General features: G+C 73.4%; 14 protein-coding genes. 9 read left to right on the plus strand and 5 right to left on the minus strand.

Going from position 1 to position 14637, the window contains the following annotated elements; all coding sequences use genetic code 11:
- The first annotated feature begins 8 nt into the window (after positions 1-8).
- From ACIQU3_RS04750 to ACIQU3_RS04760, 3 genes are all read left to right on the plus strand, one after another.
- The gene (locus tag ACIQU3_RS04750) at positions 9-836 is read left to right on the plus strand and encodes an MOSC domain-containing protein (protein WP_403727636.1); all 828 of its coding nucleotides are present in this window, start codon (positions 9-11) and stop codon (positions 834-836) included.
- 163 nt (positions 837-999) lie between these two features.
- The gene (locus ACIQU3_RS04755; RefSeq protein WP_403727632.1) at positions 1000-1605 is read left to right on the plus strand and encodes a hypothetical protein; all 606 of its coding nucleotides are present in this window, start codon (positions 1000-1002) and stop codon (positions 1603-1605) included.
- A 229-nt stretch (positions 1606-1834) separates the two neighbouring features.
- Entirely contained in the window at positions 1835-4270 is a 2436-nt protein-coding gene (locus tag ACIQU3_RS04760; protein ID WP_403923348.1) for a right-handed parallel beta-helix repeat-containing protein, read from the plus strand.
- Between the two features lie 12 nt (positions 4271-4282).
- On the opposite strand, the gene ACIQU3_RS04765 is transcribed toward ACIQU3_RS04760, so the two are convergent.
- Complete coding sequence (locus tag ACIQU3_RS04765; protein WP_403727627.1) at positions 4283-6679, minus strand: hypothetical protein; 2397 nt, start codon at positions 6677-6679, stop codon at positions 4283-4285.
- 292 nt (positions 6680-6971) lie between these two features.
- Between ACIQU3_RS04765 and ACIQU3_RS04770 the strand changes: the two genes are divergently transcribed.
- Entirely contained in the window at positions 6972-7802 is an 831-nt protein-coding gene (locus ACIQU3_RS04770; protein WP_403727624.1) for a DeoR/GlpR family DNA-binding transcription regulator, read from the plus strand.
- 40 nt (positions 7803-7842) lie between these two features.
- Here the strand turns inward: ACIQU3_RS04770 and ACIQU3_RS04775 are convergent, their stop codons facing one another.
- On the minus strand, positions 7843-8967 hold the full coding sequence (locus ACIQU3_RS04775; protein WP_403727622.1) for a PLP-dependent cysteine synthase family protein: 1125 nt from the start codon (positions 8965-8967) through the stop codon (positions 7843-7845).
- Positions 8968-9489: 522 nt separating this feature from the next.
- On the opposite strand from ACIQU3_RS04775, the gene ACIQU3_RS04780 reads away from it, so the two are divergent.
- Both ACIQU3_RS04780 and ACIQU3_RS04785 read left to right on the plus strand, forming a co-directional pair.
- Entirely contained in the window at positions 9490-9813 is a 324-nt protein-coding gene (locus ACIQU3_RS04780) for a hypothetical protein (protein ID WP_403727620.1), read from the plus strand.
- A gap of 183 nt (positions 9814-9996) precedes the next feature.
- Positions 9997-10530 carry an ATP-binding protein gene (locus ACIQU3_RS04785; RefSeq protein WP_403727618.1) on the plus strand — a complete coding sequence of 178 codons (534 nt, stop codon included), beginning with the start codon at positions 9997-9999 and terminating at the stop codon, positions 10528-10530.
- A gap of 162 nt (positions 10531-10692) precedes the next feature.
- On the opposite strand, the gene ACIQU3_RS04790 is transcribed toward ACIQU3_RS04785, so the two are convergent.
- Positions 10693-10977 (minus strand): SHOCT domain-containing protein, encoded by a 285-nt coding sequence (locus tag ACIQU3_RS04790; protein ID WP_403728269.1) that lies wholly within the window; start codon positions 10975-10977, stop codon positions 10693-10695.
- Between the two features lie 179 nt (positions 10978-11156).
- Between ACIQU3_RS04790 and ACIQU3_RS04795 the strand changes: the two genes are divergently transcribed.
- From ACIQU3_RS04795 to ACIQU3_RS04805, 3 genes are read left to right on the plus strand one after another with little or no spacing between them, the layout of a single operon-like run.
- On the plus strand, positions 11157-11720 hold the full coding sequence (locus tag ACIQU3_RS04795; protein WP_403727616.1) for a TetR/AcrR family transcriptional regulator: 564 nt from the start codon (positions 11157-11159) through the stop codon (positions 11718-11720).
- 10 nt (positions 11721-11730) lie between these two features.
- Positions 11731-12309 (plus strand): DUF4865 family protein, encoded by a 579-nt coding sequence (locus ACIQU3_RS04800; protein WP_403727613.1) that lies wholly within the window; start codon positions 11731-11733, stop codon positions 12307-12309.
- Positions 12306-13214, plus strand: a complete 909-nt coding sequence (locus tag ACIQU3_RS04805) for a phosphotriesterase (protein WP_403727611.1) — start codon at positions 12306-12308, stop codon at positions 13212-13214. The genes ACIQU3_RS04800 and ACIQU3_RS04805 overlap by 4 nt, the downstream gene beginning before the upstream one ends.
- Positions 13215-13232: 18 nt before the next feature.
- Here ACIQU3_RS04805 and ACIQU3_RS04810 read toward each other — a convergent pair whose 3' ends face one another.
- Together ACIQU3_RS04810 and ACIQU3_RS04815 are read right to left on the minus strand one after the other, a co-directional pair.
- Positions 13233-13655 (minus strand): PPOX class F420-dependent oxidoreductase, encoded by a 423-nt coding sequence (locus ACIQU3_RS04810; protein WP_403923350.1) that lies wholly within the window; start codon positions 13653-13655, stop codon positions 13233-13235.
- Between the two features lie 9 nt (positions 13656-13664).
- Positions 13665-14555 carry an NAD(P)-dependent oxidoreductase gene (locus ACIQU3_RS04815; RefSeq protein WP_403727607.1) on the minus strand — a complete coding sequence of 297 codons (891 nt, stop codon included), beginning with the start codon at positions 14553-14555 and terminating at the stop codon, positions 13665-13667.
- Between the last annotated feature and the right edge of the window lie 82 nt (positions 14556-14637).

Raw genomic sequence — 14637 nt, forward strand, 5'->3', positions numbered from 1 at the left:
ATGGCCCCATGGGGAACGCTCACCTGCACTCGATCCACGTCCATCCGCTCAAGGCGGTCGGGGGCCTGGCGCCCCGGGAAGCCGTCGTGGAGCCCTGGGGGCTGGCCGGAGACCGGCGCTGGGTGCTGATCGACCACGGGGGAAAGGTCGTCACCCAGCGCCGTCATCCGCGACTCACGCGCGCCGCCGCCGGGCTTCTGCCCGGTGGTGGCGTCCGGCTGTCCGCGCCCGGCATGCCGGCGTTGTCGGTGCCCGTTCCCCAGCGCGCCGCCTCGCTGCCGGTGGAGATCTTCCGCGACAAGGTCGAGGCGGTCCCCGCCGAGGGCGACGCCGCGCACGACTGGTGCAGTTCCTACCTGGGCGTCGGCACCCGCCTGGTGTACCTGGACGAACCGGCCACGCGCCGCCCCCTCGACCCGGAGTACGCGCACGCCGGCGAGACCGTCTCCTTCGCCGACGCCTTCCCGCTGCTGCTCACCACCACGGCCTCGCTCGACGCCCTCAACTCCCTGATCGCACAAGGTGAGTACGCCGTCGAGGGCCCGCTGCCCATGAACCGCTTCCGGCCGAGCGTGGTCGTGGCCGGCACCCCCGCGTGGGCCGAGGACGACTGGTCCCGCATCGCCATCGGGGGCGTGGTGTTCCGTGTCGCCGGGCCGTGCGGCCGGTGCGTGGTGACCACCACCGACCAGGGCACCGGCGAGCGGGGCCACGAGCCCCTGTTCACTCTGGGACGGCACCGGCGGCTCGACGGCAAGCTGATCTTCGGACAGAACCTGGTACCGCTGTCGGGCGGCACGATCCGGCTCGGCGACCCGGTCAGGATCCTCGAGTAGCACTTCGAGCGGAGCGGGAACCGTGCCGCCGGGCCGGGCGTTGAGCTTGTGTGAGAAATTCATGAGAGGCCCTGGGGAGAGGTGATGTCGCTCTCTCTTCGACGGGTCCGTGCGTGTACGGCTCCGCCGGGGAGTATCACGGAGCGGGAAGGGGGTGCAGGCGGTGCGAGCGATCAGCGGACTCTGGCGCTGGCGGCGCAATCCGCTCTGCCGCGCGACCGACCTGGCCGAGGCCTGGGTGGCACTGGCCGCCCTGCTGCTCATCCTGCTGGCGGCGCCGGTCGTCGGCTCGCTCGTCGGGGGATCGACTCAGAACGCGCTGCAGCGCTCCGCGCGGGCCCAGCACGAGGCGCGGCATCTGGTGACCGCAACCGTGGTCCGCAAGCTGGACCGCTCCCCGCTGGACGCCGACCCGGAGACCTCCTCGGGCCGGGATCTGCGCACCCGCGTCCTCGCGGACTGGACCGCGCCGGACGGCACGGTGCACCGGGGACCGGTGCTGACGAGCCTCAAGGACCCGCAACAGGGCGATGCGTTCCGGATATGGACCGACCGGCACGGCCGGCTGGTTCCCCGGCCGCTCGACTCCGCGACCGCCTCCACGCACGCGGTCCTCGCCGGCTTCGGCGCGGCCCTGGCGGCGGGCGGTCTGATAGAGGGCGGCCGACGGCTGATCGTCTGGCGCATGGTCCGCCGCCGGTACGCCCATTGGGACCAGGCATGGGACAGGGCGGGCCCGGACTGGGGCAGGACGGGCGCCGGCAGCTGACGGCCTTCCGGCTCTGGTCAACCCACCAGCCGTGCGCACGCTACGGTGGTCCGGCCGAACCGTTCGGCAACAACCCGCGCGCGAGCGAGCCTCGAGGACGCGCCGGTGTCGATGCCGCGTGCGCGCCCAGGCCCCGAGGTCCGGGCCCGGCCGCGGTCGCGACCCCGGCCGGAGCGCCCCGAAGGCGGACGAGCCGTCAGTACGACCGAGGTGGGGGCACAGCTACACCATGGCACAGGGCACGGTCCAGGTGACGCACACCGGCACGTCGCGGTGGCGGCGCCGCACGGGTGAGTACGCATCGCTCGCCGCCGCCCTGGAGGCCGCGGCCGACGGCGACGTCCTCACCGTCGCGCCCGGCACCTACCGGGAGAACCTCGTCCTGCAGCGCGCGGTGACCCTGCGCGGCCCCGACGGCTCTCCGGGCTCGGTGCGGATCGCGCCCGTGGACGGCGTGCCGCTGACCGTGCGCGCCTCGGCGGTGGTGCAGGACCTGCATGTGGAGGGCCAGGACGCGGCCGCACCGGCCGTACTCGTGGAGGAGGGCACCCCGGAGCTGCGGGACGTGCGGGTCGTGACGCGGTCGGCGGCCGGTATCGAGGTGCGCGGCAGCGCCCGGCCCACGGTGCGGCGTTGCGCGGTCGACAATCCGGCGGGCATCGGCATCGCCGTACTCGACGGCGCGGGCGGAGTGTTCGAGGAGTGCGAGGTCGTCGCGGCCGGTCAGGCGGGGGTGGCGGTGCGCGGCGGGGCCCACCCGCGTCTGGAGCGCTGCCGGGTGCACCACACCGCGGGCTCGGGCCTGTCGGCGACCGGGGAGAGCTCGGCGCTGGAAGCCGTGGGCTGCGAGGTGTACGAAGTCCGGGGCAGCGGTGTGCAGATCACCGGCCGGGCCACCGCCCACCTCACCGACTGCGATGTGCACCGCACGACGTCCGACGGCGTCACCCTCGACACGGACGCGGTGCTGACCCTCGCCGACTGCCGCATCCACGACATCCCTGAGAACGCGGTCGACCTGCGCTCCCGTTCCGTTCTCACGCTGACCCGCACCACCGTGCGGCAGTTCGGGCGCAACGGCCTGTCGGTGTGGGACCCGGGCACGCGGGTGGACGCCAACCAGTGCGAGATCTTCGACAGCACGGGCGACTACCCCGCGGTGTGGGTCAGCGACGGCGCCACCGCCGTACTGGACTCCTGCCGGGTGCACGACGTGCCGGACGCGCTGTTCGTCCTCGACCGCGGCTCGCGCGCGGACGTCGTCGACACCGACCTGTCGCAGGTGCGCAACACGGCCGTGTCGGTGAGCGACGGGGCGACGGCGCAGCTCGACGACTGCCGGATCCGCGACGCGGCGACGGGCGCCTGGTTCCGTGACCACGGCAGCGGCGGCACGCTCAGCGGCTGCACCGTGGACGGCACCCAGACCGGCGTGATCGTCACCAAGGGCGCCGACCCCACCGTGGAGCGCTGCACGATCGACTCCCCCGCCGAGGCCGGTGTCTACGTCTCGGCCGGCGGCCGGGGAAGTTTCCTGAACTGCCGGGTGACGGGCAGCGGCGGCTACGGCTTCCACGTCATCGACGGCAGCCGGACGACACTGCGCAAGTGCCGCACGGAGCGGTGCGCGCGCGGCGGTTACGAGTTCGCGGACAGCGGCGCCGATGCGACGTCCGGGGCGGGTCCGCTCGTCGAGGACTGCACGAGCGACGAGAGCGCGGGGCTGCGGGCGCCGACGGCGCGGGAGACGGCCGTGCAGACGGTGAGCCACTCGGTGGGCCTGCTGGGCGCGGTCCCGGGACAGCGCACGGAACCGGAGCCCCCGGCACCGGTCGCCGAGCCCGAGTCAGCGGCCCGCTCCTCCAAGGACGTCCTCGGTGAACTGGACGCGCTGGTGGGCCTGGAGAGCGTCAAGCGCGAGGTGCGCGCCCTCACCGACATGATCGAGGTCGGCCGGCGCCGTCAGCAGGCCGGCCTGAAGGCCGCCTCGGTCAAGCGGCACCTGGTCTTCACCGGCTCCCCCGGCACCGGCAAGACGACGGTGGCGCGGCTGTACGGCGAGATCCTCGCCTCTCTCGGCGTGCTGGAGAAGGGCCACCTGGTCGAGGTGTCCCGGGTGGACCTGGTCGGTGAGCACATCGGCTCGACGGCGATCCGCACCCAGGAGGCGTTCGAGAAGGCGCGTGGGGGCGTGCTGTTCATCGACGAGGCGTACGCGCTCTCTCCGGAGGACGCGGGCCGCGACTTCGGCAAGGAGGCCATCGACACGCTGGTGAAGCTGATGGAGGACCACCGGGACGCGGTCGTGGTGATCGTCGCGGGCTACACGGCCGAGATGGAGCGCTTCCTCTCCGTCAACCCGGGCGTGGCGTCCCGCTTCTCACGGACCATCACCTTCAGCGACTACGGCCCCGAGGACCTGCTGCGGATCGTGGAGCAGCAGGCGGAGGAGCACGAGTACCGGCTCGCTCCGGGCACGCCGGAGGCGCTGCGGAAGTACTTCACCGTGCTCCCGAAGGGCCCGGCGTTCGGCAACGGCCGCACCGCGCGGCAGACGTTCGAGGCCATGGTCGAGCGGCACGCGAGCCGGGTCGCCCAGCTCCCGGAGCCGAGCAAGGACGACCTGTCACTGCTCTACGCCGAGGATCTGCCCGAGGTGCTCTGAGGAGCCGCCCGCCTACGCGGCCGGCGGCTCGGGCTCGTGCCGTGGCGAAGGCACGTCCGCCGCCTCCGGTCCCTGCGAAGTCCCCCCTCCGGGGACATCCGGGGCCGTCGGCCGCAGTCGGGCCAGCAGGGTGCGGCGTTCCTCCGCGAAGACCGGGTCGGCCTGGTAGTCGGAATGGCCGAGGATCGGCGCCGGCAGCGGCAGGAGCGCGGTGCGCCCGTAGGCGAGGGGGTCCGTCAGAGGGGCGTGGTCGACCTGCGCGCCCGGCAGCCGCATCGGGCCGCCGATGGGGTCGGTGCGCCGGTACAGATTGCGCCAGCAGTCGACGTCCCGGTGCAGGGAGCTGAGCGCCGCGGGCCCGAAGTGCGCCGGGAACCAGCGGCCGTAGAGGCGCTCCAGCGGGGATCCGTAGGTCAGAAGCGCGACGCGTTTACGCGCGGAGGGGGCGAGTTGCCAGGCCGCGGCGGCGGCGAGCACGCTGCCCTGCGAGTGCCCGGAAATGACCAGCCGTCCGCCGGTGGTCCCGGTCCAGGTCGCCATCCGCCAGGTCAGGTCCGGCACCGCGCGCTCGGCGTAGCAGGGCGGGGCGAAGGGGTGGGAGGCGCGTGGCCAGAACGTGCCGACGTCCCACAGGATGCCGATCGTGCGGCGGGCCGCGGCGTCCTTGTAGGCGCGCCGGCCCCAGGTGACGAAGAGTATGAAGCCGAGGCCGATCAGCCAGGAGCCGAGGGCCTGGGCGGTCTCGGCAGCGCCGTGGACGACGGGGTGGGTGCCCTGCGCGGCCTCGCCGGGGGTCTCGTCGGTGGCGAGGGCGCCCACGAGGGCCGCGGCGCCGAGCAGCAGGGTGACACCGGAGGTGACGGCGACGACGCGGGGTCCGCGGTCGGTGAGCGAGGCCATCGCACGGGTGTAGGCGATGCGGCGGGTCCGGGCGCGGTCCTGGGCCTCCTCCGGGTAGTCGCGTGCCACCTCGACGCGCTCGGCGCGGGCGAGCTGCCAGGCGCGGTGGGCCAGCCAGCCGATCAGCCCCAGCAGCACCACCAGCAGCGGCGGGATCACCGACGCCTGCCAGGTCAGCAGCACCGGCGGGCCCTGGATCGACGTCCCGGTGCCGTCCAGCCAGTCGGCCACACGCTGGGAGACGCCGCCGGACATCACCCCGCCGAGCGCGCAGGCCAGCATCGCCACCGCGGGTCCGCCCAGGCCCCGCAGCACCGCCCGCCGGTCGGGGTCGGTGCGGTGCAGGACCAGGGCGACGACCCCGAGGACGATGACCAGCAGGCCCTGGACCAGGGCGATCCCGCCGAAGGTGGTGTCACCCGGCAGCCGGCCCTGCGACCTCCATCCGGGGCGCTCCCACCCGGCGTACACGACCGCGAGAGCGAGCAGGACGAGCGCGGCGAGCGGCAGGCGCCGTACGAAGCGCTCGTCGAGTGTGCGGTCCAGCCGTCTCTCGCTGCGGCCACGGCGGCACACCACCCACACGACGGCGGCCGCGCAGGCCGCGAGGGCTGCTTCCAGGACCAGTCCCAGGGTGTCGAGTACGGCGGGGCCACCGGGGCGGCGGTCGTGGCGGGCGGCGGCACTGCCTACGGCGGCGGCGACCGTGATCAGGCCGGCGGCGGTGTGCGCGGCGCGCAGCCTGGCCACGAGCCGGCGCCCGTACCAGAACCCGGGCCGGCCGAGGGCGGTCGGGCCGCCGCCGCCCTCGGGCTCCGGCGCCCGTTCGATGGGCTGCTGGGACTCGTAGTCGCTCCACGTGCGCCGGGACAGGTACCACAGCAGGACGGTCAGGGCGGTGGGGACGACGGCGGCGAGGGCGAGCCGGCGGCCGGGGGCACTCCACCAGCCGCCGTCCGAGACGGTGGGTGAGAGGAAGCCCAGCCAGGAGTGGCGGTCGGCGCACGGGGCCGTGCCCGCGCACTGCCAGGCCGCGAGGTCGAGGGCGACTTCGCAGGCGGCCGCGACGAGCAGCACTGTCAGGGTGAGTCCCGCGAGCCGCACCAGGAGGCCGTACAGGCGCACGGTGCGGCGGCGGCCGTGGGCGGTGGGGCGCATCCAGTGGGCGAGGTTGACGACCATGAACGGCAGCAGCAACAGCCACAGGGCGCGGGTGCCGTTGCCGGAGGTGAGGTTGCACCAGACGTAGGCCTCGGGCACCGGTCCGTCGCCGCGGCGGTCGGGGCCGTGCTCGGCGTCGACGTCGTCGGCGCGCCGGAAGACGGCCGCGATGTGGTCGCCGGTGATCCGCACCGTCCGCGGATCGTTGAGCATCTCCTGCGGCGTGGTGCCGCCCACGCCGTGGACGAGGAGTTCCAGGGCGGTTCCGCTCTCACCGGACCCCGCGGCGGGACCGTCCGGTCCCCCGGTCGACTCGTTTTCCTGCGCGTGTTCCTGCGCGTGTTCCACTACTTCGCACTTCCCCCGTGACACGCCGTCGGCTCTGCCCGTGCGGGCACAAGGATCTCCGGTTCCGCGGCGCCGCACACCCCCTGTCACGGAATCTCCCCGATCTGTGATGAAACCGGAGCGTGGAGAGGAACGCCGGGTGGCGGAAGTGCGACGAGCGGGCGATGGCGCTGTCCGGCCCTCGACATGCGAGGATGGGGCGTCCTCGCATCGCAGCCGGGAAGAATGTCCCGGTAGGAGCCGGTGTGCGAGGTTGTGTCGACGGCATTGAGGCGAAAGGACCGGAGCGTACGTGAGCGAGAATCAGAACCTCCTCGCGGAGCAGCGGCGATCCCTGATCCTCGACGAGGTCCGCCGCCGGGGCGGTGTCCGGGTCAACGAGCTGACCCGCAAGCTCGGCGTGTCGGACATGACGATCCGCCGCGACCTCGACGCGCTCGCCCGCCAGGGCGTGCTGGAGAAGGTGCACGGCGGCGCGGTCCCCGTTGTCGAGGCGAGTACGCACGAACCCGGCTTCGAGGCGAAGTCCGGTCTGGAGCTGACCGCCAAGGAGGACATCGCACGCGCCGCCGCCAAGCTGGTCGCGCCGGGCGCGGCGATCGCCCTGTCGGGTGGTACGACGACGTTCGCTCTGGCGCACCAGTTGCAGGACGTGCCGGACCTCACGGTGGTCACCAACTCGGTGCGGGTCGCCGATGTGTTCCACGCGGCGCAGCGCACGTCGGGCCCTCGGCAGGGCGCGGCGACGGTGGTGCTGACGGGCGGGGTGCGCACGCCGTCCGACTCGCTGGTGGGGCCGGTCGCCGACCAGGCGATCGCGGCGCTCCACTTCGACCTGCTGTTCCTCGGGGTGCACGGCATATCGGTCGAGGCCGGCCTGTCGACGCCGAACCTCGCGGAGGCGGAGACGAACCGGCGGCTCGTGCAGTCGGCGCGCCGGGTGGTCGTGGTCGCGGACCACACCAAGTGGGGCAAGGTGGGCCTGAGTTCGTTCGCCGCGCTGGAGCGCGTGGACACGCTCGTGACGGATGCCGGTCTGCCGGAGGAGGCGCGCGGCGTGGTCGCGGAGCATCTGAGGCGCCTGGTGGTGGCCGGGGAGCCCGAGGACGAGGCGGACGCCTGACCGCGCCGGACCGGCGGTCGAGGGCCCGGGAGGGGCGGGCTCAGTCGGGCCAGACGCCCGTCTCCAGGAGCGAGTCGATGGCGGCCGTGTAGGGCTCGATGTCCAGCCCCTGGGCGGCCAGCCAGGCGTCCGAGTAGTACTTGTCGAGGTACCGGTCCCCGGGGTCGCACAGCAGCGTCACGACGCTGCCCTGCCGGCCCTCGGACACCATCTCGGCGACGATCTTCAGCGCGCTCCACAGCCCGGTCCCGGTCGATCCGCCGGCCTTGCGGCCGATGGCGCGCTCCAGGGCCCGTACGGCGGCGACGCTGGCCGCGTCGGGCACCTTCATCATCCGGTCGATCGCGCCGGGCACGAAGCTGGGTTCCATACGGGGTCGGCCGATGCCCTCGATACGGGAGCCGCAGTCGCAGGTGACGTCCGGATCGCCGGTGGTCCAGCCCTCGAAGAAGCACGAGTTCTCGGGGTCGGCCACGCAGACGCGGGTGTCGTACTGCATGTAGTGGACGTAGCGCGCGAGGGTCGCGGAGGTGCCGCCGGTGCCCGCCGTGGCGACGATCCACGCCGGCTCGGGGAACCGCTCCATGCGCAGCTGCCGGAAGATGGACTCGGCGATGTTGTTGTTCCCGCGCCAGTCCGTGGCCCGTTCGGCGTAGGTGAACTGGTCCATGTAGTGGCCGCCGGTCTCGGCCGCGAGGCGGGCGGACTCCTCGTACATCGTGCGGGGGTCGTCCACGAAGTGACATCGGCCGGAGTGGAACTCGATGAGGCGGATCTTCTCGGCGCTCGTCGTGCGCGGCATGACGGCGATGAAGGGGACGCCGATCAGCTTCGCGAAGTACGCCTCGGAGACGGCCGTCGAGCCGCTGGAGGCCTCGATGACGGGCCGGTCCGGCCGGATCCAGCCGTTGCAGAGGCCGTAGAGGAAGAGGGAACGGGCGAGGCGGTGCTTGAGGCTGCCGGTGGGGTGGGTCGACTCGTCCTTCAGGTACAGGTCGATGCCCCACCGCTGGGGCAGCGGGAACTGCAGCAGGTGGGTGTCGGCCGAGCGGTTGGCATCGGCCTGGACTCTGCGGACGGCTTCTTTGAGCCATGTCCGATAGGCGTCGTCGCTGTGGTCGACGTCGAGGGTCACACCGGTGCGGATCTGCGGGGAAGTACTCACGGGGGGCTCCTATCGCTGCGCGCCGACGACGCGTCGCGCGGCCGACACCCCCGATCATAAGCACCTTGCGCACGCTTCTCACCTGCATAAACGCATCTTTGAGCCCCCCAAAGCGCCCCCAGGAGCAGAGCCGGGGCAAGGGGGCGCGTGGTCCCGGGGGCGCATTCCCGGGCGTGCTGCGGGCGCCCCCCGGCAACGGGCTCGCAGACCCTGGTGCCGGGCGCCGGGCGGGGGCAGACTGCACGGCGGGACCAAGGCCCCGGACGGGTGCCCGCAGACCACGACGGACAGCGGCAGACCACGACCGCCAGCAGGATCCGGCTTCCGGGTACGGGCATCACGTTCCGGGACGGCGGGCCGGCGGGCGGGCCGGGGGTTCGGAGTCGGGGTTCGGACCGGGCGGGACACCGTCCCGGAGCGGACCACGCCTCCGGACGGGGCACACTGGATCGGGACACGAGCCCGTACCGGGCATCGCGCGAGCGGGGCCGGTACACCGACGCGCACTAGGGGGCGGGTGGCATGGGAGAGCCGGAGTTCAGGGCCACGGGCGTGCGGATCGGGAAGCGGCTGCGTTCGCTCACCCGGGCCGGCCAGGTCAGGATCAGCGACGGCCGGCTCGAGCTCCTGACCAGCTACGGCAGTGAGATCGACAGCGCGCCGGTGCAGGCCGTGCGGGCCTCCAAGCCCTGGTTCGGCCCTGACGACCGGGCCACGGCGGATCTCAACGGCAAGAGGTACCTGCTCACCCTGGGCGAGCACGACCCCGCCCCGGGGGAACCGGGCCCGCCGGCCGCGCGGCGCTTCATCGAGGCCGTGCGCCGGGCAGCGGGGCGTGGCGACTGAGATGTCCGCGAGTTGCGGTACCTCACCCCCTACGCCACTCTGGTCTCACGTCACTCTGGGTTTACCGGCGATAACGCTGCGAACCAGCCCGCCGGCCACGACAGCAGGCGGCAGCGTCACGCAGGCGCCCTGCTGGATCCGAATCCCGTGTTCTTCCGGACCTCACGTCGGGGAGTCGCAGCCGTGATCAGCTACCCAAGCAGGCACTGCACGGTGGAGCTCCAAGCCCTGCCGTCGCGGATCGGCCAGGTCCGCAGAATCGTATCTGCGCAGTTGCGCTACTGGCATCTGGATCCCCTGATCGACCGGGCCTCGCTCGGCGTGACGGAGCTGTTGTCCAACGTCCACCGGCACGCCCAGCCCGACAAGACGTGCACGGTCGAGATAGAGCTGCTGCTCGACCGGCTCACGGTCTCGGTGCGCGACGGCGACCCGCGGATGCCCGTGGTCGACGACGCCGAACCGCTGGCGACCTGCGGGCGCGGGCTCGCCATGGTCGCCGCGGTGAGCGAGAGCTGGGGCGTCCGGCCGGACGGCGAGTCCGGCAAGGTCGTGTGGTTCACCCTGCCGACGTCCGCCCCCGTGGTGACGGCACCGTCCCTTCATTCGCGGCGCACGGTCCAGGAAAAGCCGGCGCGCAGGTTCGCCGAGGTCGGGGCGTCCGCCGAGGCGCTCCGGACCGACCATACTCCCGCCCGGTCCGCCGTTGCCGGTTGACCGGGCGGTGACCACCGTCCCCTCGGGGGCCCCGGGGCGCACGCCCTCGGGTGTGCTCCCTAGGCGTACGCGGCTGTCACTCCCGCGGGGATGCGCGCGACACGTTCACGCGGGCCACGCGCCGGGCCGGTCGCGGACCCGCGAGGCGCCGGCCGCGCGTGATCACGTCGCGCCTCCCTTGCGGCCGAACTCCTCGTTCAGCACGGACAGTCGGCGCCAGTACTCGTCCTCGTCGATCTCCCCGGAGGCGAATCGGTGGCCGAGCACGGCGATGGGCGAGTCCGCCTCGACCGTGGGCCGCCCCCAGGGACCGCCACGCCGTCCGCGCCACACCGTGCGGCGCAGCAGCACGACGCCGCCGGCGATCGCCCATGCCCAGATCAGCGGCAAGAGCAGGATCCACGGCCCGGGCCCGCCGCCCTCGCCGAAGTTCGCCAGGGTCTGCATGTCGTCCAACTCCTCGGTCACGTCGGGTCCTGTGTCGCTTTCGAGCGTGGCCCCGCGTAAGCCCCGGGTCGTCGTACGGCCGGCGGCAGTCGGCCTACCCCGCGGGGAGTAGGCATCCGGTTCGCGGACGCCCTGCGGGGGTCTCGACTTCTGTAACTACCAGTATGTACAGTGCCGTCATGAGTACCCCGGAACGGTTGATCGAGTCCACCCGCGAGCTGCTGTGGGAGCGCGGTTACGTGGGCACCAGCCCCAAGGCGATCCTGGAGCGCGCGGACGCCGGGCAGGGCAGCATGTACCACCACTTCAAGGGCAAGCCCGATCTCGCCCTGGCCGCGATCCGGCGGACGGCCGAGGAGATGCGGGCCACCGCGGCGGCGGTACTCGACGGGCCGGGCACGCCGTACGAGCGGATCGAGGCGTATCTGCGGCGCAAGCGGGACGTGCTGCGGGGGTGCCCGGTCGGCCGGCTGACGATGGATCCCGATGTGATCGCGAGCGCCGAACTGCGCGCGCCGGTCGACGAGACGCTCGACTGGCTACGCGGACGAATCGCCGGGATCGTCGAAGAGGGCAAGGCGCAGGGCCAGTTCGCGGCCGGCCTCGACGCCGGGGAGATCGCGGCGGCGGTCGTCGCGACCGTCCAGGGCGGCTACGTCCTCGCCCGCGCCTCCGGCTCCCCCACCGCGTTCGACGCCGGGGTCCGGGGCCTGCTCTCCCTGCTGGCACCACGGACCGCGTGAGGAGACCTCCATGCACGCCATGCAGTACGAACTCACCCTGCCCGCCGACTACGACATGGACGTCATCCGCGACCGCGTCGCCCGCCGGGGGCACCTGCTCGACGACTGGCGGGGCCTCGGCCTCAAGGCCTACCTGATACGCGAGCGCGGCCTGCACGGCTCGCCGGTCAACCAGTACGCGCCCTTCTACCTCTGGAACACCGTCGACGGCATGAACGCCTTCCTGTTCGGCGGCGGGTTCCAGGGAGTCGGTGACGACTTCGGGCGGCCGTCGGTGCACCAGTGGACGGGGCTCACGTACGAGGAAGGAAGCGGCTCCCACCCGCGGTTCGCCGTGCGGCGGCGTCAACCGGTGCCAGAGGGAGGGCTGTTGGCCGATGCGGTGGCGGACGCGGTGGGCGAGGCCGGGCGACTGGCGGCGGCGGACGGCGCCCTGTGCGCCGCCGCGGCCGTGGACACCGGCCGCTGGGAGTCGGTGCACTTCTCCCTCTGGGAGCACGACAGTCCCCAGGCGGACGGCGAGCTCTTCCAGGTGCTGCACCTGTCCGCGCCCGGCCGGCACCGGCTGCCCCGGGGACGTCAGTGGTGAGCGCGGTCCGCACGGTGCTGGGGGACGTGATTCCCGCGGATCTGGGGGTGTGCGACGCCCACGACCACCTGTTCTTCGGCAGTCCCCGGCTGCCCGGGCAGGAGTTGCGCAGCGTGGCGGCGGCGCGCGCCGAACTGGCCGCGTTCCGGGAGCAGGGCGGAGGAGCCGTCGTGCAGTGGACGCCCTACGGGCTCGGGCGGCGGGCCGCCGATCTGCCTCCGCTGTCCCGGGAGACCGGCGTGCACGTGGTCGCGGCGACCGGGCTGCACCAGGCCGTGCACTACGACGAGGGCACGCTCGCCGGGTTGCGCGGCCGGCTCGCCGAGGTCTTCGTCTCCGAACTCACCGAGGGCATCGGGACGTCGGGGGTGCGGGCGGGGCTGGTCAAGGTCGCGGGCGGCTTCCACGCACTGGACGCGCACGCCCGCTGGACCATGACGGCGGCGGCCGAGGCGCATCACGCCACGGGCGCGACGATCACCGTGCACCTGGAGATGGGCACCGGCGCGCTGGACGTACTGGACCTGCTGTGCGCGGAGTTGGGGGTGCCGCCGCACCGGGTGGTGCTCGGGCACCTCAACCGCTCCCCCGACCTCGTGGTGCACCGGCAGGCGGCGGAGTACGGCTGCTACCTGGCCTTCGACGGGCCGTCCCTCGCCCATCACGCCACGGACTGGCGGATGCCGGAGGCCGTACGGGCCCTCGCCGAGGCCGGGTTCGGTGACCGGGTGCTGCTGGGCGCGGACACCACCACGGCCGCCGCCCGCTCGGTGGACGGCGGCCCCGGCATGCCGTACCTGCTGCGCCGGGTGCGGCCCCGGCTCGCGCACGCCGTGGGCGAGGAGCTGGTGGGACGCATCCTCACCGAGAACCCGGGCCGGGCCTTCGGCGCCGAGTGGCGCTGACCGGCGCGGGGAGCGGCCTCAGCCGCCGGCCTGGTCGCTGTCCTTCATCGACCCCCAGCCGTGCCAGCGCTCGACCTCGACCCAGGCGCTGACCCGGGGGCGCACACGGTCCGGGTAGGGCTTGCCGGTGTAGTGCCGGGCGAGGAGGTTGATGTCGGCCAGGCCCTCGTCGTCGTACATCTCGGTGACGCGGCCGATGAGGGTGACATGGGTGTACCAGTCGTCCCCGGCGAGGACGGTGAGGGTGACCCGGGGGTCGCGGCGCAGGTGCTTCAGACGCACCCGGCCCCCGTCGAGGTTGACCAGGACGCGGCCGTCCTTCCACGCGTACCAGGTGGCCGTGGAGACGGGTGCCCCGTCGGAGCGCAGCGTGGCCATGACGCACGGGTTGGGCCGGCTCAGCAGGGCCTCGGCCCCGGGCGGCAGCGGCGGCTTGGACATGGGAGCCTCCTAGGAGTCGGACTTCTCGTCGAAGCTGGCGAAGTAGGCCGCGACCATGTCCTCGTCGGCGTGGCCCTGGGCGGCGGCGCGCTCCATGCGGGCGGCGGCCGCTTCGGCGACGTCCAGGCGGACACCGTTGTCCAGGCCGGCCCGGACGATGAGCCGGGCGTCCTTGGCGGCGGTGCCCACCGCGAACTGGGGCGGTGTGAGCCTGTCCTGAAGAACGAGTTCGGACTTGGCGCGCAGATAGCCCATGTCGAGCGGGCCGCCGGCGACGAGGTCGAGGAACCCCTGCGGGTCGACACCGAGGGCCTTGGACAGGGCGAGGGCCTCGCCGGTGGCGGCGGTGACGGCCAGGACCCAGCTGTTGGCCACCAGCTTCAGCCGGGTGGCACCGCCCAGCGCCCCGTCCTCGCCGCTCCACACGGTCCGGGCGCCGACGGCGTCGAAGACCGGCGTGACCCTGTCCCGGGCCTCGGTGGGGCCGGCCGCGAGCACGGTCAGCTTCCCGGCCTCGGCGGGCTCGCGGGTGCCGAGGACAGGGGCGTCGTAGAAGACCAGGCCGTGTTCGTCTGCGAAGGCGGCCAGTTCGGCGACGCCCTCGATGCCCGCGGTGGTCGACTGCACCCAGGCGGTGCCGGGCCGCAGGGCGGGGGCTGCCTCGCGCATCGTGTCCAGGGTGGCGGGGCCGTCGTGGAGCATGGTCAGCACGACGTGCGCGTCCTGCACCGCCTGCGCCGGGCTGTCGGCGATCCGTACCCCGTCGGCGGCCAGCGGCTCGGCCTTGGACCGGGTGCGGTTCCAGGCCCGGACGGTGTGTCCGGCCCGGGCGACGTTGCGGGCCATCGCGGCACCCATGATGCCGGTGCCCAGGACGCTCACGGTGAGCTTGTCGGTCATTGCGTCAGATCCCTCGGTGGTGCGGTGCGGGCGGACTGTCCCGAACCAGCCTGCCCGCTCAGCGGGTCGCCTTCCCGCACGC

The sequence above is a fragment of the Streptomyces sp. NPDC101110 genome (assembly GCF_044759525.1).
In the GTDB taxonomy this organism is placed as follows: Bacteria; Actinomycetota; Actinomycetes; order Streptomycetales; family Streptomycetaceae; genus Streptomyces.